12 protein-coding genes are annotated in these 18,612 nt (G+C 72.1%); 11 read left to right on the top strand and 1 reads right to left on the bottom strand.

Features of this window, described 5'->3' with window-relative positions; genetic code table 11:
• Positions 1 to 152 precede the first annotated feature (152 nt).
• Entirely contained in the window at positions 153 to 1,163 is a 1,011-nt protein-coding gene (locus ABZ312_RS31995) for a questin oxidase family protein (protein WP_500439274.1), read from the top strand.
• A 32-nt stretch (positions 1,164 to 1,195) separates the two neighbouring features.
• Here ABZ312_RS31995 and ABZ312_RS31990 read toward each other — a convergent pair whose 3' ends face one another.
• Positions 1,196 to 2,149 carry a lytic polysaccharide monooxygenase gene (locus ABZ312_RS31990; RefSeq protein ID WP_500439273.1) on the bottom strand — a complete coding sequence of 318 codons (954 nt, stop codon included), beginning with the start codon at positions 2,147 to 2,149 and terminating at the stop codon, positions 1,196 to 1,198.
• A gap of 185 nt (positions 2,150 to 2,334) precedes the next feature.
• Between ABZ312_RS31990 and ABZ312_RS31985 the strand changes: the two genes are divergently transcribed.
• The 10 genes from ABZ312_RS31985 (at position 2,335) to ABZ312_RS31940 (ending at position 18,591) form a co-directional block, all read left to right on the top strand.
• Positions 2,335 to 3,951: a serine/threonine-protein kinase gene (locus ABZ312_RS31985; RefSeq protein ID WP_500439272.1), complete on the top strand. Its 1,617-nt coding sequence runs from the start codon at positions 2,335 to 2,337 to the stop codon at positions 3,949 to 3,951.
• The gene (locus ABZ312_RS31980; RefSeq protein WP_500324081.1) at positions 3,948 to 4,736 is read left to right on the top strand and encodes a hypothetical protein; all 789 of its coding nucleotides are present in this window, start codon (positions 3,948 to 3,950) and stop codon (positions 4,734 to 4,736) included. Before ABZ312_RS31985 ends, ABZ312_RS31980 begins: the two co-directional genes overlap by 4 nt.
• 448 nt (positions 4,737 to 5,184) lie before the next feature.
• Positions 5,185 to 7,785, top strand: a complete 2,601-nt coding sequence (locus tag ABZ312_RS31975; protein WP_500324246.1) for a Pls/PosA family non-ribosomal peptide synthetase — start codon at positions 5,185 to 5,187, stop codon at positions 7,783 to 7,785.
• 31 nt (positions 7,786 to 7,816) lie between these two features.
• On the top strand, positions 7,817 to 11,071 hold the full coding sequence (locus ABZ312_RS31970; RefSeq protein ID WP_500439271.1) for a non-ribosomal peptide synthetase: 3,255 nt from the start codon (positions 7,817 to 7,819) through the stop codon (positions 11,069 to 11,071).
• Positions 11,068 to 12,102 (top strand): TauD/TfdA family dioxygenase, encoded by a 1,035-nt coding sequence (locus ABZ312_RS31965; RefSeq protein ID WP_500324079.1) that lies wholly within the window; start codon positions 11,068 to 11,070, stop codon positions 12,100 to 12,102. Before ABZ312_RS31970 ends, ABZ312_RS31965 begins: the two co-directional genes overlap by 4 nt.
• Positions 12,099 to 13,169 carry a 2,3-diaminopropionate biosynthesis protein SbnB gene (gene sbnB, locus ABZ312_RS31960; RefSeq protein WP_500324078.1) on the top strand — a complete coding sequence of 357 codons (1,071 nt, stop codon included), beginning with the start codon at positions 12,099 to 12,101 and terminating at the stop codon, positions 13,167 to 13,169. The genes ABZ312_RS31965 and sbnB overlap by 4 nt, the downstream gene beginning before the upstream one ends.
• 226 nt (positions 13,170 to 13,395) lie before the next feature.
• Entirely contained in the window at positions 13,396 to 14,499 is a 1,104-nt protein-coding gene (gene sbnA, locus ABZ312_RS31955) for a 2,3-diaminopropionate biosynthesis protein SbnA (RefSeq protein WP_500324077.1), read from the top strand.
• Positions 14,500 to 14,730: 231 nt separating this feature from the next.
• Positions 14,731 to 15,093 carry a hypothetical protein gene (locus tag ABZ312_RS31950; RefSeq protein WP_500439270.1) on the top strand — a complete coding sequence of 121 codons (363 nt, stop codon included), beginning with the start codon at positions 14,731 to 14,733 and terminating at the stop codon, positions 15,091 to 15,093.
• Between the two features lie 154 nt (positions 15,094 to 15,247).
• On the top strand, positions 15,248 to 16,645 hold the full coding sequence (locus ABZ312_RS31945; protein ID WP_500439269.1) for a phosphoinositide-specific phospholipase C-related protein: 1,398 nt from the start codon (positions 15,248 to 15,250) through the stop codon (positions 16,643 to 16,645).
• A 2-nt stretch (positions 16,646 to 16,647) separates the two neighbouring features.
• A complete protein-coding gene (locus ABZ312_RS31940) occupies positions 16,648 to 18,591 on the top strand; it encodes a glycoside hydrolase family 5 protein (protein ID WP_500324074.1) in 1,944 nt (647 codons plus the stop codon).
• Positions 18,592 to 18,612: the final 21 nt, after the last annotated feature.

Here is an 18,612-nt window from a genome sequence, read left to right as displayed (position 1 = left end):
TGCACACCTACAATCACCACCGCGGACACACCGCGCTGAACGGCAAACCACCCGCCAGCCGCGTCCCCAACCTCACAAGGCAATACACCTAGGCCGGGTCCTACGCCTGCGGCCGGTTACGCCGCCGCGGCCCCCCGCCTACTGTCCTGGCCATGGATACGACAGGGACCCTGGACGAGGCGCTCCAGCGACTGCACGGATCGGGGCCCGAACGCCTCGGACGACTCACCAACCACGCGCCGATGGCCGTCGAGGCCCTCGCCGCCCACGGACAGGCCCGTTCGGTGCACCGCTGGCTCGACCTCTACGCGCGCAAGCTCGAGGAGTTCCCGTCCGGCACCGAGCCGGTCACGGCCGGCAACTGGCGTGCCGCGCTCGGCGATCCGCGCCGGGCCGCCGACTGGATCGGCTACTTCGGGCGCGAGATCGCCGAGCATCCCTGGCGCGAGGTGCTCACGCTGTGGTGGCCCCGACTCCTGCCCGGCTTGTACGGCGGCTCGACGCACCCGGTGATCCGGGTGGGCCACGCCGTACGCACCCTGCTGGCCGGCGAGAGCACCGGACCCCGTCTGGCCGAACTCGCCCACGGCCTCGGCTACTGGGCCGCCCGCCACCACGCCGTCGCGGACCTCGCACCCCTGCCCGGCGCGGGCAGCGCGGCCGCCGCCCTCGACGCGGTCGTGCCCCTCGCCGTACGAGACGGCGGCTTCCCGGCCCGGCTCGGCCGCGTCACGGGCCTGCCGGTGTGGGCGGCGGCGGTCACGGACCCGGACGAGGCCCGAACCCGCCTCACCGAACTGGTGCGGGCGGCCACCCACCGGTACGCCACCCACGGCCACGGCGAGGAGACGATGCTGGTCCACGCGGCCACTGCCCCCAACGCCGTCCTGCGCACCCTGCCCGCGCTCCCGCGCGCCCTGTGGGTGCCGAGCCTGCGGGCCGCCTGGACGGCCTCCGCCGCGGTGACCGCGATGTACGCGCCGGACGCGCCGGTCGCGTACACCCCGCCCGGCACCTTCACGTCCGAGGAGGTCTTCGAACGGGCCCTGGAGCACGGCGACGAACACGTCATCAAACTGACCGACACCGCCCTCGACGTCGGCGACGGACCAGCCCTGGCGGCCGCCCTGCGCTCCATCGAACTGAGCGAACCGTTGCGGTAGTCGGTTGTCCGGCGGGGCTTGGACGACAGGACCTAACGGCCCCGGGTGCCCGGTGAGCGGCGCAGCCGGAACAGCAGGGCGATCGCGGCCATGCCGCCGAGCAGGGTGGCGCTGCCGAGGGCCAGCAGGGTGCGCCCCGGTCCCTCGCTCTCGGCGGCCACGGGCTGGGTGGCCGGGGTACGCACGGCGTCCCGCGGAGAGGCCTGGGCGGCCGCGGGGGATCCGGCCGTCCGAATGGCGGAGGGGGACGCCGTGCCCTTTGACGCCGCGGCTTCGGGCGTCGCGGCGGCCGAAGCCGGCGAGGGCTTCGCCGGCTTCGCGGGCTTGGCCGGTGCCTTGGCCGCGGCGGCCGGGAAGACGACGTCGGAGCACGAGTAATACGTGTCGGGTGTCGAGAAGTTCTGCCAGATCGTGAAGAGGACGTGGTGCCCGGTGCGGTTCGAGGGCAGCCGCCCGCTGATGCGGTAGGCGCCGCCGGGCACGGGCGGGTCGGTGACCTTCACGAAGGGGTCGCTCGCCAGCGACGACCAGGTCAGCGGCCGGGTCGGGTCGTAGCCCTCCTTCGTGAGGTACAGCCGGAACGTGCCCTGGTGCGGGATGGTCGTTCCGTACGCCATGGTGAAGGCGGCGCCCGGCGTCAGCCGGGTGGCCGGCCAGTCGGAGCGCGGCAGGTCGAGGCCACGGAAGGCGGCCAGCCCGCCGCTGCACAGCTTCCCGTCCGGGATCACCTGGCGGTCGCGGCCCGCGACCCCGGCGACGCGGAGGTTGTCCCAGTCCGCGAAGGGCCGGCTCCCGCCGTTGGCGGCCGCGGCGGCCCGGCAGGCGGCCGTCCCCACGTACTGTCCGCTTCCGGACGCGCACGCCGCGGCGCGGCTCACCGGGGACACCGGCGCGCCGTGGGCGGCCGCCGGTCCCGCCAGGGCCAGCGGCAGCAACGCGGCCGTGCCTGCGACGACGGAGCTGAGCACGTGGCGCGATGGGGCCATGCCGGCCGCCTTCCTGTTGCCGTTCGGTGGATCGGAACGCACGTCCCCTCGTAGTACGGACGGTCGGCGGGGGGTGTTCAGCCGGGTGGGGGGTTCCCCGGGAACCGGTCGCCGAGGAATCGTGTCTGTTGAGGAAAAGTCGACGCGGTCGCCGGCACCGCGCCACATGCAGGGGGGACAAGTGAATGAGCGGCTGGAGGGCTCCGGGGTACACCGAGGCCAGAGAACTGGGCTCGGGCGGCTGCGGTCGCGTGGTGCTCGCGTCCCATGACGCCACATCAACGCCTGTCGCGATCAAGTACCTGAGCGACGAACTGCGGGGCGACCCGGAGTTCCTGCAGGAGTTCCGAGCCGAGGCACAGCTGCTGGGAGGTCTCCACACCCCATATGTCGCCAGTCTGTACGAGTACGTGGAGGGTCCCGCAGGGGCGGCCATCGTCATGGAGCTGGTCGACGGCTTGGCGCTGAGGGCGTTACTCCGCCAGGAAGGAGCCACCGGGCCCGAAGCAGCCCTGGTGGTGCTCAAGGGGTCGCTGCTCGGCCTCGCCGCCGCCCACCGCACCGGTGTGGTGCACCGCGACTACAAACCGGAGAACGTCCTGGTCGCGGCGGACGGATCGTCGAAGCTGGTCGACTTCGGCATCGCCCTGCGCAGCGGAACCAAGGGGGCCGTGGCGGGAACGCCCGCCTACATGGCCCCCGAGCAGTGGAACGGGCGCCCGGCATCGCCCGCGACCGACGTGTACGCGGCGACCGCGACGTTCTACGAGTGCCTGACCGGCCGCAAGCCGTTCCAGGGTGAGAACTTCGCCGAGCTGGCCGTTCAGCACATCGAAGCGCCGGTACCGGTCGGGCAGGCACCGGAGCCGGTGCGTGAGCTGATCCTGCGCGGGATGGCGAAGGACCCGGCGCTGCGTCCGGCGGACGCCGAGGCGTTCGTGGCGGAACTGGAGGTGATCGCGGGAGCGGCCTACGGGAACGACTGGGAGGAGCGAGGGCAGCGCAGGCTCGCCGCGCTCGCGGTGCTGTTGCCGCTGCTCTTCCCGTCGGCGGGACCCGGGCCGGGGACGGTCGACCTGGCCACGACCATGGTCGGCGGCGGCGCACGGCGCCTGACACGTCAGGGCATGCTCGCCGCGGTGGGCGGTGTGGTCATCGCCGGGCTGCTGACCTTCGCCGCGGTGGCCTCGGGTGAGGGCCCGCACCAGACGACCGCCAACTGGACAGGGGAAACGACGAGAGCGACCCCACGCGGCACCTCCGAAGCGCCGGGGACGACGGCTCCGCCGGGCAGTCCCTCGCCCGGCTCCCCGAGCCCGTCGCCCTCCACGCCGGAGAGCGCCCCGGCCTCCACCGGGGCGACCGCCGTCACCACGCCGGCCGCACCGACGCCGACCACGACGGCCTCGGCCACGGCTTCCGCGTCCGTGACGGCGACGCCGACGGTGTCGCCCTCGGCATCGACGACACCCCCGGTGAGCGTGAGCGACGTCTCGGTCACCTCGCTCGCCCAGACGGGTGTATTCAGTGCCTCGGCCACGATCCGGCTGCGCACCAGTGATGCACGCCCCGTGACCGTCACGGTGACCTGGTACACGAGCGACGCGAAGGGAGAGCCCGGCACCGCCGACGGCGCACAGACCTTCACCCGCAGCGGTTCCACCTCGTACTCCTTCACCGCCGACCACACGTTCCCGCGGGGCAGCGGCTGTTGGTTCGGCGCGGCCGCCACCACCGACCCGACGGCGGCCAACGGGCAGTCGTTCCAGCAGATCCTCACCCGTGGTTGCGTGATCACGTGAACGGGTCACGCGACCTCCCACCCGAGGAGGACACCGAGCGCACCTTCCGTCTCGGCCTCACGGACGCGGCGCCGAACGACGCGACCCCCCAGGACGCGAGGCCGCACAGCACGGCGCCGCAGGACGCCGATCCCGAGTACAGCGCGACCGTCCTCGCCGAGCACTGGGCGCCGTCGGCACTGCCGACGGCCCGGCTCGAGCCCGTGGTCAGCGCCGAGGCGGCGGTACCGACGGTGAAGGCCGGCCCCACCGTCGTCCTGCCGGACCGGGTCGAGGGCGAGGTCATGCGGTTCGGGCCCGGCGTCACACCCGCCGCGGCGGCCCGGGCCAACGTCGCCGCCGAGGTGTGGCGGGGCCGGATCACGCCGCTTCCGCCGCCCGGACCGCATCGTCGCAGGTGGCCGCGGCGGTACGTACTGGCCGGTGCGGTGCTGGTGGCGGTGCTCGTCTTCCTGGCCTGGCAGCGCTTCGGTCCGGGCCTCGAGGTGAAGCGGGTGACGGTGACCCCGTCCCCGTCGGCACCCGCGTGCGACACGACCGTCGACCTCGTCGCCGTCGTCACGACCAACGGGCGCCCGGGCACGATCAGTTACCGATGGCTACGCAACGACGGCACCTCCTCCGACGTGCTGTACGAAGAGGTGCCCCGCGGCCGCCACGAGGCACGGCTGCACCTGCTGTGGACCTTCCGCGGTCACGGCACGTACCGGGCGGAGGCCGAACTGCGCATCATCACACCCGGCCACCGCGCCGTCACGACGGGTTTCTCGTACGTCTGCCCGTGACCCCCGCGACCCCCGAGCCCGCCCGCGCAGCCTGTGCGCGGGCGGGCTCAGCCATATGACGAGGCCTCAGCACACAGCCGTCGCCTTTTAACTCTCTTGACCGGGACGACCACTCTCGGTAGCGCTTATCGCATCTCCGCGGCTTTCCCGCAACCTTGCGAATCGGTGGTTTTTCCGCCTTTCGGGAACGGTACTCGTCGATTCATCGCGACTTCCCGAGCATTTGCGCAGTCCAGCGCCGCGACATACCACTTCGATCATCTTCGAGTGGCAGTCCGAACGAGGACGGCGGAGACTACGAGGAGCGACATATGGTTGTATGGCGAGAGAAGAGCTCACGACCGCATGGCTTCCGGATTACTCGCTCCGGCCCATAGCCGGGGCAAGAGGGACACCGGGTACCGGCTTTACCGGCCGCCCGTGGTCGACTTTTCCTCAAGGAGCTCACATCGTGGAAAAATCTGCAGAGGTCCTGGCGTCGGATCCCGCTTCGGATCCCGATGAATCTTCAACCACCGGGCGCCCCTACACCGCCCCGGCCGACGGCACGGAAAGGATCCTCGCCGACATCCTGGCGGGCATCGTGCACACGGACCGGGTGTCCGTCGACAGCCATTTCTTCACGGAAATGGGTGCCGACTCCCTGGTGATGGCACATTTCTGCGCCCGGGTGCGGAAGCACCAGGACCTGCCGTCCGTGTCGATGAAGGACATCTACCGGTACCCGACGATCAGAAGTCTCGCGACGGCCCTGGCGGACGCCCCGCCGGTCGGCGCCCTGACCCCCGCCACCCAGGCCCTCGCCGACGTGCCGCTCCCGGAGCCGATCCAGGTGACGGCGGCGAAGGGCACGCCGCGCTACGTGTTCTGCGGCGTGCTGCAGGCACTGTTCTTCCTGGGCTACTCGTACCTCGCCGCGTTCGTCGTGACGCGCGGGGCGGAGTGGATATCCGCCGGCACGAGCCCCTTCGACACCTATCTGCGGTCCGTGGAGTTCGGCGGCGCGGCCTTCGCGGGCGTCTGCGTCCTGCCGGTCGCGGGCAAGTGGCTCCTGGTCGGACGGTGGAAGCCGCAGGAGATCCGCATCTGGAGCCTGGCGTACTTCCGGTTCTGGTGCGTGCGGACCCTGATCCGGTCGAACCCCATGGTGTTGTTCGTCGGTTCACCGCTGTACGTGCTGTACCTGCGGGCGCTGGGCGCGCGAATAGGCCGCGGGGTGGCCATCTTCTCCAAGCACGTCCCGGTCTGCGCCGACCTGCTGACCATCGGCGACGGCACGGTGATCCGCAAGGACTCGTACTTCTCCTGCTACCGGGGGCACTCGGGGGTGATCCAGACCGGTCCGGTCACGCTCGGCAGGGAAGTGCTAATCGGCGAGGTGACCGTGCTCGACATCGGCACCTCCATGGGCGACGGCGCCCAACTCGGCCACGCCTCCTCGCTCCACAGCGGCCAGGCCGTCCCCGCCGGCGAGCGCTGGCACGGCTCCCCGGCCCAGCCGGGCGCCGCGGACTACCGCGTGGTCGCGCCGGTGCAGTGCGGCAGGAGCCGCCGTGTCACCTACTGCCTGAGTCAGTTGCTGATCCTCCTGGCCGCCTGGATCCCGGTCGCGGTCGGCGGGGTGGCGATCCTTCTCACGGTGGTCCCGCGCCTGGACCTCCTGCTGGAGCCGGGCCCGGTGGCCCTGACGACGTGGACCTTCTACGCCGACGCCCTGGCCGCCTCCTTCGTCCTCTTCTGCGGGGCGGTGCTGCTGGGCCTCCTCGTCGCGGTCACCGTGCCGCGGCTGCTGCACCCGCTCGTGAAGCCCGACACGGTCCACCCGCTCTACGGGTTCCGCTACGGGATCCACCGCACCATCGGCTTCCTCACCAACCGGAAGTTCTTCCGCGTCCTTTTCGGCGACAGTTCCGCCGTCGTGCACTACCTGCGCGCCATCGGGTACGACCTGTCGCCGGTGGAACAGACCGGCTCGAATTTCGGTACCGAGGTGAAGCACGAGAATCCGTACCTGAGCAAGGTCGGCAGCGGGACCATGGTCGCCGACGGACTGTCCATCATGAATGCGGACTACTCCAGCACCTCTTTCCGCGTCACCCGGACGGCGATCGGCCCGCACAATTTCCTGGGCAACCACATCGCCTATCCGCCCCAGGGCAGGACCGGCGAGAACTGCCTGCTGGCGACCAAGGTCATGGTCCCCGTCGAGGGGCCCGTCCGGGAGAACGTCGGACTGCTGGGCTCGCCCAGCTTCGAGATTCCCCGCACGGTGGACCGCGACAGCAAATTCGACCACCTGAAGGACGGCGAAGCGTTCCACCGCCTGCTGTCGGACAAGAACAAGCACAACACCGGCACCGCGGTGCTCCACCTGCTGCTGCAGTGGCTGCTGCTCTTCCTGGTGGCGCTGACCGCGTCCGTCGCCGCCGACCTCTACCCCGCGTACGGCGCCGCCGCGGTCGCGGTCGCGAACGTCGTGGTCCTGGTGGTCACCGTCACCTACATCGTGCTCGGCGAGCGCATCGTCACCAGGTTCCGCGGGCTGCGGCCGCTGTACTGCTCGATCTACGACCTCGACTTCTGGCGGCACGAACGCTACTGGAAGGTGACGGCCGCGACGGAGTACCTGAACGTCCTCAACGGCACCCCGTTCAAGAACGTCGTCTGGCGTCTGCTCGGCGTGCGGATCGGGCGCCGCGTCTTCGACGACGGCCTCTTCCTCCCGGAGCGCTCCCTGGCCGCCATCGGCGACGACTGCACCCTCAACGCGGGCACGGTCATCCAGAGCCACTCCCAGGAGGACGGCGCCTTCAAGTCCGACCACAGCACGCTGGGTGCCGGCTGCACCCTCGGGGTCGGCGCCCTCGTCCACTACGGGGTGACCGTCGGCGACGGCGCCGTGATCGCCCCGGACTCCTTCGTGATGAAGGGCGAGGAGCTCCCCGCGCTCGCCCGGTGGGGCGGCAACCCCGCCCGGGAGATGCCCGAGAACCCGAAGACCCCGAACAGCGGCGGCGATCGCGCCACCGCGCTGATCAGCGGTGTGTAGTCCCGTGGAAACCGCAAGTGGAGGCAAGTCGATGGACATGGCAGCGCAGGCCGGACGGGAGTTCTGGCGCGGAGTGCTCCTCAAGGGCGGGTTCACCGCGATCCCCCGCTGGACTCCCGAACCGGCCACCGGCGCCGCCGAGCACGTGGTGGCGGTCCCCGACGGCCTCACGGCGTCCGTGCGCCGTGTGGCCGAGGAGGTCGCCGTCCCGGTGGGCTCGGTGCTGCTGGCCGCGCACGCCAAGGTGCTGGCAGCGCTCGCCGGCGAGACCGACGTCGTGACCGGTTACGTCGCCGCGGGCGGCGCGGTGCTGCCGTGCCGGCTGTCGGCGGGTCCCGGCTCGTGGCGGTCCCTGCTGCTGGACGCGCACGGCGCCGAGTCGCAGCTGCTGGCCTTCCAGGACTTCCCCGTCGACGCGCTCCGCAAGGAGCTCGACCTGGCCGAGCCGCTGTTCGAGACGGTCTTCGACCTGTCCGGCGGTGGCGTCGAGCTCACCCCCGGCACCGTGCTCTGGGTGGGAGCCTCGGACCGCGACGGCCGGCTCTCGTTGCGGCTGCGCTACGCCAACGATGTCATGGACGAGGACGCCGCGGCCCGCGTCGCCGGCTACCACGTGGCCGCCCTGGCGCGGATCGCCGCCGACCTGGACGCCGAGCACACCCGCAAGAGCCTGCTGTCGGCGGAGGAGAACCGGCTGCAGCTCACCGGGATGGCCGGACCGCGCAGGAAGCTGCCGGACCGGCGGATGCACGAGCTGTTCGAGGAGCGGGTCCGGGCGCACCCGGAGGCGGTCGCGGCCGTCCACGGGGACCGCCAGTGGACCTACGGCGACCTCAACGCCCGCGCGAACCGCCTGGCGCATGCCCTCCTGGCGCGTGGTCTGGAGCGCGAGGGCGTGGTCGCGGTGGTCACCGAGCGGAACCTGGACTGGCTGGCGGCCGTGCTGGCGGTCTTCAAGGCCGGCGGCGCCTACCTGCCGATCGAGCCGCACTTCCCGGCCGGGCGGATCAGGAACACCCTGGCCCGGGCCGAGTGCCGGATGGCGCTGACCGAGCGCGGCAGCACCGCCACGCTGGACGAGGCGCTGTCCGCGCTCCCCGAGGTGCAGCGGCTGCCGGTCGAGGACGCCTACGCCGAGGACCACCCGAGCGAGGACCCCCGCGTGGCGGTCGCCCGCGACCAGTTGGCGTACATCTACTTCACCTCCGGCTCGACCGGGGAGCCCAAGGGCGCCATGTGCGAGCACGCGGGGTTCCTCAACCACCTCTACGCCAAGATCGACGACCTCGGCATCGGCGAGGGGCACGTGGTGGCGCAGACCGCCCCGCAGTGCTTCGACATCTCGCTGTGGCAGCTGGTCTCCGCGCTGCTCGTCGGCGGACGCACCCTGCTGGTGGAGCAGGAGACGATCCTGGACGCCGACCGCTTCCTCGACAAGGTCGTCGAGGGCCGGGCGAACGTCCTCCAGCTCGTCCCCTCCTACCTGGACGTCGTCCTGTCCGCCCTGGAGCGGCAGCCGCGCGAACTGCCGGACCTGCGCTGCGTGTCGGTGACCGGCGAGGCCCTGAAGAAGGACCTCATCGGGCGCTGGTTCGCCGTGCGGCCCGGCGTGAAGCTGGTCAACGCCTACGGGCTGACCGAGACCAGCGACGACACCAACCACGCGGTGATGGACCGGGTCCCGGACACCGACTGGGTGCCGCTGGGCCGGCCCGTCAACAACGTGCGGGTGTACGTCGTCGACGAGCACCTGTCCCCGGTGCCGCTGGGCGCGCCCGGTCTGGTCGTCTTCTCCGGGGTCTGCGTGGGCCGCGGCTACATCAACGACCCCGAGCGCACCCGGCAGGCGTACCTGACCGACCCCCACCACGCCGGTGAGCGGCTGTACCGCGGCGGCGACTACGGCCGCTGGCACCCGGACGGCACGCTGGAGTTCCTCGGCCGCAAGGACCACCAGGTCAAGATCCGCGGTTTCCGCATCGAGATCGGCGAGATCGAGAACACCCTGGTCCGTGCGCCGGGGGTGCGCGACGGCGCGGTCGTGGTCAGCGACGACGGCAGCCAGCTGGTCGCCTTCTACTCGGGCCCCGCGCCCGTGGAGGGGGACGTGCTGCGCGAGCACCTGGCGGCTTCCCTGCCCGCCTACATGGTGCCCGCGGCCTTCCACTGGAAGGAGAGCCTGCCGCTGACCGCCAACAGCAAGATCGACCGCAAGGCCCTGACGGCGCTCGCCACGGAGGAGACCTCCGAGCGGGACCCCGCCGGGACGGACCTGCAGGCCCCCGGCACCCCCGCCGAACTGCGCCTGGCGAGGGCGTGGGCGACGGTGCTCGGCGTCCCGCAGGAGCGGATCGGGCGCCAGGACCACTTCTTCGACCGCGGCGGCACCTCCCTGTCCGCCGTACGGCTGGCGATCCTGCTGGACCGCGCGATCTCCCTCAAGGACGTCACCGCGCACCCGGTCCTCGCCGACCTCGCCGAGGTGGTCGACGGCCGGACGACGCGCCGGCCCGGACTGCTGCAGGCCCTGTCGGAGCCGGACGGCGAGCCGCACGGCGCCCTGGTGTGCTTCCCGTACGCCGGTGGCAACGCGGTGAACTTCCGGCCGCTGGCCGCGGCCCTGCGGCCCGCCGGCTGTGCGGTCTACGCCGTCGAACTGCCCGGCCACGACCCGGCCGCCCGCGACGAGGACTTCGCGCCGCTGGCGCAGGTGGTCGACGCGGTGGTCGAGGAGATCGCCGGCCGCGGACTGTCCCGGATCCTGCTGTGGGGCCACTCCTCGGGCACCGCCCTCGCGGTGGAGACCGCCCGGCGGCTGCGGGAGCGGGGCGTGGAGGTCCAGCGCGTGTTCCTCGGCGCGCAGCTGCTCGGCGACTCCGCCGGACGGCGTGCCGCCGCCGACGCGCTGACCGGCCGCAGCGACGCCGACATCGCCGCGGAACTGAGCGGCGACGGCGGTTACGGCCAGCTCGCCGAGCTGGACAGGGCCCGTGCCGGGCACGTGGCCGCCGCCTACCGCCACGACTGCGTGGCGGCCCACCGATACTTCGCCGACGCGTTGGACTCCGCACCGCCGGTGCGGCTGTCCACGCCGGTCACCGTGGTCGTCGCCGCCGACGACCCGTACACGGCGGACCACTCCCGCCGGTACCGCGAGTGGCAGCTGCTGGCCGAGCACGTCGACCTGTACGAGCTCGCCCGCGGCGGTCACCACTTCCCCCGCACCTGCCCGGACGAGGTGGCGCAGGCGGTCCTGCGCGCCGCCGAACTCCTGGCCTCCCCATGAACGGCAACCGAGAGGAGACGCAGTTGTCGACCTCAGCTTCCCCTCCGTCCCTGCTCGACCTCGAGCTGCGGCCCGGTTCACCCCCGATCCTGCGCACCGGGGCCGTCCAGGACCCGGCGGGCTGGGCCGACGGGCACCGCGACGCGCTGCGCGCGGTCGTCGCCGAGCACGGCTCGGTCCTGATCCGCGGCCTCGGGCTCACCGACGCGGACAAGGCCGCAGGCGTGGTCAAGCGACTGGCCGGCCGGCTGACCGCAGAGAAGGAGGCCTTCGCGTCCCGGCGGACCTACGCCGAGGGCCTGTACTCCTCCTCCAACTGGCCGCCCAACCAGCCGATGTGCATGCATCATGAACTCAGCTACCGGCTCGAGTTCCCCGGCATGATGATGTTCGCCTGCCTGACCGCGCCGGAGAAGGGCGGGGCGACGGCGGTGGCCGACGCGCCGACCGTGCTCGAGGCGCTGCCGTCCGAGCTGGTCCAGCGCTTCGAGCGCGAGGGCTGGCTGCTCACCCGCAGCTACAACGACGAGATCGGGGCGACCGTCGCCGAGGCCTTCGGCACCGACGACCGCTCCGCCGTCGAGGACTACTGCCGCGCCAACGCCATCGCCTTCGAGTGGCAGCCGGACGGGGCCCTGCGCACCCGCCAGCGGCGCAGTGCCGTGGTCCGCCACCCGGTCACGGGCCGGCGCTGCTGGTTCAACCAGATCGCGTTCCTCAACGAATGGACGATGGACCCCGAGGTGCACGAGTACCTCGTGGACATGTACGGCGCCGAGGGCCTGCCGTTCAACACCCGCTTCGGCAACGGCGACCCGATCGGCGCGGACGTCGTCCAGCTGCTCAACACCGTTTACGAGGCGAACACCGCCCGCGAGCCCTGGCAGACGGGCGACCTGATGCTCGTCGACAACATCCGCACCGCGCACAGCCGCGAGGCCTACGAGGGCTCCCGTGAAGTGCTGGTCGGCATGGCCGACGCGGTGCGCCTGGCCGACTGCTCCCCGACCGTCGAGGTGACCACCGCATGACCAGCAACCGCTCCGCCGCACAGGGTTCCGCGCCCTCCGGGCCGCTCACCGTACCGCCGTTCGCGGTGGTCCCCGGTGTCCAGGTCCAGCGCGCGCTGCACGGGCGCGAGAAGCAGATCACGGAGCTCGTGGAGACCACCTACCGGCTGCACTCCGCCGGTGACTCGGTGAACCCGCCGTCGTACTTCCTGCGGTTCCCCGACCGTCCCACGGCCCGGATCATCGCCCTGCCCGCCTCGATCGGCGGTGACGTGCGCGTGGACGGCCTGAAGTGGATCTCCAGCTTCCCGGAGAACGTGGCGGCGGGCATCCCCCGCGCCTCGGCGGTGCTGATCCTCAACGACCACGACACCGGCTACCCCATCGCGTGCCTGGAGAGCTCCATCATCAGCGCCACCAGGACGGCGGCGATGGCGGCCCTGGCCGCCGACCGGCTGAGCCGCCCCGACCGGCGCCCGAAGCGCGTCGGATTCTTCGGGACGGGACTGATCGCCCGCTACATCCACACCTACCTGGTGGGCACCGGATGGCACTTCGACGAGATCGGCGTGCACGACCTGTCCACCGAGAGCGCGAAGGGCTTCCGCGGCTACGTCGAACAGACGGGCGCCCCGGGACGCATCACCCTGCACGACAACCCCGAGCAGCTCATCCGCTCGAGCGACCTGGTGGTCTTCGCCACCGTCGCCGGCGAGCCCCACGTACGGGACATGACCTGGTTCGGGCACAAGCCGCTCGTGCTGCACATGTCGCTGCGCGACCTCACGCCGGAGATCGTGCTCGGCTCGACCAACGTGGTCGACGACGTCGAGCACTGCCTGAAGGCGGACACGTCGCCGCACCTGGCGGAGCAGCTCACGGGCAACCGGGACTTCCTGGCCGGCACCCTGGACGACGTGATCGCCGGGCGGGTGGCGCTCCGCGAGGACCGGCCCGTGGTGTTCTCGCCCTTCGGCCTCGGAGTCCTCGACCTCGCGGTCGGCAAGTACGTCTACGACGAGGTGGCGCGCTCCGGCGAGCTGCGCGTCGTCGACGACTTCTTCCACGAACTGCGCCGGTACGGATGAACGGCCGCGACCCCGCCCCCACGACCCCAGGCCCCCGGACCTGGGCCCGGGCCCCCGACGGAGGGGCGGGCACCACGGCGACGGACGACAAGGAGCCGCATGCGGACGCACCTCCGGGAAAGACCAACGGTCCAGCCACGCAAGCTCATCAGTGCAGGACACAGCGGCCGCTGACGCGTTGCTCCCCCGTCTCGACGGGAGAGGCGCTGCAGATGAGGAGGCCATCGTGACAGTCATATCCGTTCCCCAGGCCTTCAACGAGGAAGAGCTCTTCGTCGACCTCGAGTCGATCTTCGGGCAACCGCTCTTCCTGAAGTGCGAGGGCTTCAACTTCGCCGGTTCGATCAAGCTCAAAGCCGCGACCGAGATGGTGGAGACCGCCGAGCGGGAGGGGATCCTGACTCCGGAGTCGATCCTGGTCGAGTCCTCGTCCGGCAACCTGGGCGTGGCACTGAGCATGATCGCCGCCAGCAAGGGCTACCGGTTCCTGTGCGTCACCGACGCACGGTGCAACCTGTCGACCAGGCTCCTGATGAAGGCCCTGGGCAGCCAGGTGCACATCATCTCGGGACCCGACGCCCACGGCGGCTACCTCGGCGCGCGGCTGGACTTCGTCCGCGCGCTGTGCGCCTCGGACGACCGGTACGTGTGGCTCAGCCAGTACACCAACCCGGGCAACTGGAGGGCGCACTACCGGACGACCGCTCCGGAGATCGCACGGCAGTTCCCCGAGGTCGACGTCGTGTTCGTCGGGGCCGGCACCACGGGAACGCTGATGGGCTGCGCCCGCTGGTTCCGTGAGTGGTCCCGGCCGGTGAAGGTCGTCGCGGTGGACAGCGTCGGCTCCGTGACGTTCGGCGGGGCCCCGGGCCGGCGGATGATCCCCGGGCTGGGCATGAGCGTCCACCCGCCGCTGCTCGACGAGTCCTTCGTCGACGAGGTCGTCCTGGTCGAGGAGGCGGACACCATCCGCGCCTGCCACCGGCTGGCCCGCCGCGGCTTCCTGTTCGGCGGCTCGACGGGCACCGTGGTCAGCGGCGCGATGAGCTGGCTCGAGAAGAACGGCGCCCCCGGCCTCACGTCGGTGGCGATCGCGCCGGACCTCGGCGAGCGCTACCTCGACACGATCTACCAGAGCAACTGGCTGCAGGACCTGTACGGCGAGGACGTCCTCGAACCCGACGAGCGGGCCGACACGTCCTGGGCCGACCCCGCCTGGGCGGCGGCGGCCGAAGCCGCGTGGGCCAACGCCCCCGCGGCACCCCCCGCCGAACCCGAACCCGAACCGGCGAGGACGCCGTCGGTCTCACCCGACGGTCAACTGCACTGACGGCCGGGCGGCGACCCGCCCCCGTCGAACGCGTGCTGCTGCGGCGGTCCCCGACCGCCGCAGCAGCACGTCCGCGTCGGGCCGGGTTCCGCAAGAGGCATTCGGGCCGCCTGCACTGAGTAGATCCGCCGCGCGGAAATGAGCACGCGTGCTCATCCCCCGCCCAGGAGCATCGCCGTAGCCTCGTGAGCACGGTCGGTAACGACACCTGGGACCAAGGGGGAACCTACGATGATCCGCCGCGCCGCCACCGCTCTGGCACTCTCCGCCGCTTCTCTGCTGATCGCCGCGGGGGTCGTCGCCGCCACCGGCCCGCAGTCCGAGGCCTCGACCGAAGCCTGGGTGGGGCCGGGCGTCACCCAGGCATGGGTGGGCCCCGGAGCCGTCACCCAGGCATGGGTCGGACCCGGCGTCACCCAGGCATGGGTCGGACCCGGCGTCGTCAAGGCATGGGTCGGCCCCGGAGCCGTCACCCAGGCATGGGTCGGACCCGGCGTCGTCAAGGCATGGGTGGGCCCCGGCGTCGTCAAGGCATGGGTCGGCCCCGGAACGGCCACCGAAGCCTGGGTCGGACCCGGCGTCGTCGAAGCCTGAGCCGGTCCGGGCGGGATCGCGGGCCGGATGACCCGCCGGTCCGCACGACGTGAAGGCGGGCGCCGTCGCCGGCGCCCGCATCCCCGTCCGGAACCGGCGCCCCCGGCCCGACACGCCCTTACATGGCAAGCGTTACCGGTGGTATGTCATGCGCATGACTACCTCTCGAAGCGCTCGCTTCGTCTCCCTGCCCCGCGCAGGCGCGGTGGCGGCGGCCGCGGTCCTCGCGGTGACCGTTCCCGGGCTGCCACCCGCAGCCGGGGCCGCCGTCGCTGCCGCGCCAGGCGGCGCCTTCTCCGTACAGAGCGCCGTGAACGGCCTCAACGCCTCGGACAGCGGCGGCACCGTGGCGCTGCACCGGCCCAAAGGCAACGAGGACCGCCAGCAGTGGACGGCCGTCGCCGTGACCGGAGGGCAGGAACTGCGCAGCACCGACGACGCGAGCCACTGCCTCGGGCGTTCCGGCGCCGACGCGGCGATCGTGGCGTGCGGCGGCGCGAGCGCGACCTGGGAGATCACGGCGGCCGGCGACGGCACGTACGCCCTGGCCGTGCCCGGCACCTCCGACCGCCTGACCCTGGGCGACGCGCCGAGCGGGGGCGTGTACCCCGAGCGGCCGCGCGTGGGCGCCGCGGGCCCGCTGTCCCGGTGGTACCTCACACCCACCCCGCTCCCCCGGGCCGCCATGCCGCCCGCCGACCAGCGCACCCTGGACCAGGTCACCTTCCTGACCGCGCACAACGCCTACGCCAACGGCGTCGACGGCGGCTTCGCCCCGCCCTTCGTGAACCTCTTCCCCAACCAGGCGCGCGGCATCTCGCAGCAACTCGACGACGGCGTCCGCGGCTTCATGATGGACATCCACCAGACCCCGGACGGCGCGATCCTCTGCCACAACAGCTGCACGCTGGTCAGCCGTCCCGTCGCCCTCTGGGTGGACCTGCAGCGGATGGTCGACTTCCTCCGGCAGCACCCGGGGCAGTTCGTCACCGTCTTCCTGGAGGACTACGTCTCCCCCGAGGTGCTGCGCTCCGAGCTCTCCCGGGTGAACGGTCTGTACGACGTCCTGTACCGCCCCGACCAGGACGGCGTGCGCGAGCACGGCTGGCCGACCATGGCCGACCTGGCCGCGCGCGGCAAGCAGCTGATGATCTTCACCGACCGGACCCGCGGCTCCGACACCGGTCTCGAGCGCGACAGCTTCGGCGTGCTGTACCAGCAGGAGTGGACCGTGGAGAACTACTGGTCGATGGGCTCCGGCGCGAGCACCTCCGACTGGTCCTGTTACAGCCGCTGGTACGGCGCCGGGGTCAACGTCCCGCTCACCCGCGAGGAGCCCGGATTCCGGCCGCTGTTCGTCATGAACCACTTCCGGGACACGACCATCGCCGGCACCGCGTCCACCGACAACGGCAAGCTGCTCAACCGCACCCAGAACTTCTGCGAGCCCGCGGCCCGCAAGAAGCCCACATACGTGGCCGTCGACCGCTACGACCTCGGCTCGCCGAAGAGCGCGGTCGACCAGCTCAACACCTACACCGTGGTGCCGTAGCCGTGGCCGCGACGTTACCGCGCCGGCCCCTCACGGCCGTGGCCGCCGCGCTCGTCACCCTCATCGGCCTGCTCACCCCCACGACCGCGCTCGCGCGGGACCCGGAACCCTCGGCCCCCGCCGCCCCCGCGGCGCGGTCCACCGCACTCGCCGCGTCCTGGACCCCGCCGCTCAGCACCCGCGGACGTTACATCGTCGACGCCGAAGGCAACCGCTTCAAGCTCACGTCCGGCAACTGGCACGGCGCCAGCGGCACCTGGAACGGCTCGGGAGATCCGGCCGACCCCGCGAACCACCACGCCGGCGAGGACTCCGGCCGCATGCCGCTGGGCCTCGACCGGGCGCCGATCGCCGAGATCCTCTCCGGCTTCGCCGAACTCGGCATCAACAGCGTCAGGCTGCCGTTCTCCGGCGAGATGATCCACGACACCGTCCCCGTCACCGACGCGGCCGTCGCGGCCAACCCCCAGCTGCGCGGCAGGACACCACTGCAGGTGTACGACGCCGTGGTCACCGCCCTGACGGACGCGGGCTTCGCCGTCATCCTCAACAACCACACCAACACCACGCGCTGGTGCTGCGGCGTGGACGGCAACGAGCGCTGGAACGCCTCGCAGTCCACCGCCGCCTGGGAGGACGACTGGCTGTCCATGGTCCGCCGCTACCGCGACAACAAGCGCGTCGTCGGCGCCGACCTGTACAACGAGGTGCGCCGTTCGGTCTGGGACGACCCCAACTGGGGCCTCGGGGACGACCACGACTGGTTCGCCGCCTCGCAGCACCTGGGCGACCGCATCCTCCAGGAGGCCAACCCCGACCTGCTGGTCATCGTCGAGGGCATCAACTGGACGGGCTTGCCCGTCGACGGCCTCCCCCACGACCGCCCCACCCTCGAACCCGTGCAGCGGCTGTCCCACACCCTCGTCCGGTCCGGGAAGCTGGTGTACTCCGCGCACTTCTACGGCTACACCGGCCCCCGCCACAGCGGCGCCACCGGCATCGGCGAGACCCACGACCCGCGCTACAGCGACCTCGGGCGCGACGAGCTGTTCGCGGAACTGCGCCGGCAGGCCTTCTACGTGTCGTCGGACACCGGCCGGCATTACACGGCACCGCTGTGGATCAGCGAGTTCGGCGTCGGCGGCCGGGACGAGACCAACGAGAAGTCCCGCGCGTGGTTCGCGAACTTCACCGACTTCCTGATCCAGACCGACACCGACTTCGCCTACTGGCCGCTCGTGGGCTGGCACGAGAACCGCCACGGCAACGGCTGGGCGCTCCTGCACTGGGACGCCGCCGGTCACCGGATGGGCCCGTACGACGGCGACGACTGGCGGGCCGGCGCCTGGTCCCGGCTCGTCGGCAGCCCCGGCCGCACCGGGTACGTGGCCCCCGTCGCCCGCTGGTCGATGCTCAGCCCGGACCACGGCGACTTCGTGCAGAGCCTGCGCATGCGGGCCCGTCCCGACTGGGACCCCGGCGCACGCAAGGCGGCGTGCCCGGACGGGCAGCGTCTGATCGGGCTGGCCCACACCGGCAACCGCGGTCTGTGCACCGACACCGGCGCCGGGGACCTGTGGGCGTCCTCGGGCGCGTACCAGGTCGTCACGGACGAGCGGTACGTCCCGTCGGGCGGGGACTGGGCGTCGGGCTACACCAAGCTGCAGTGCCCGCCCGGTTCGTTCCTCGTCGGCTACGCCGTCCGCGGCGCCGCCGTCTCCAGCGCGCTGTGCGCCACCGCGGGCACGGCCCTGGGCGGCGGCGGGCGCACCGTGTGGTTCGACCGGGGCGACGACCGTCCCGCGTCGGGTGCCGGCGGGGACTTCGCGTACGGCAGCTACAAGGGCCAGTGCCCGGACGGCGAGTACGCGGCGGGCATCGCCTACACCGGCCGCTTCGGTTCCTCCCGCACGCCGGACGCATTGTACTGCCGGTCGCTTCCGTAGGGGCGGGTCCGTGCCGCCGCC

This window comes from Streptomyces sp. NPDC006207 (assembly GCF_040613835.1).
In the GTDB taxonomy this organism is placed as follows: domain Bacteria; phylum Actinomycetota; class Actinomycetes; order Streptomycetales; family Streptomycetaceae; genus Actinacidiphila.
Note: the sequence above shows the minus strand (reverse complement) of the source record. Positions and strands in the feature narration are given on the sequence as shown.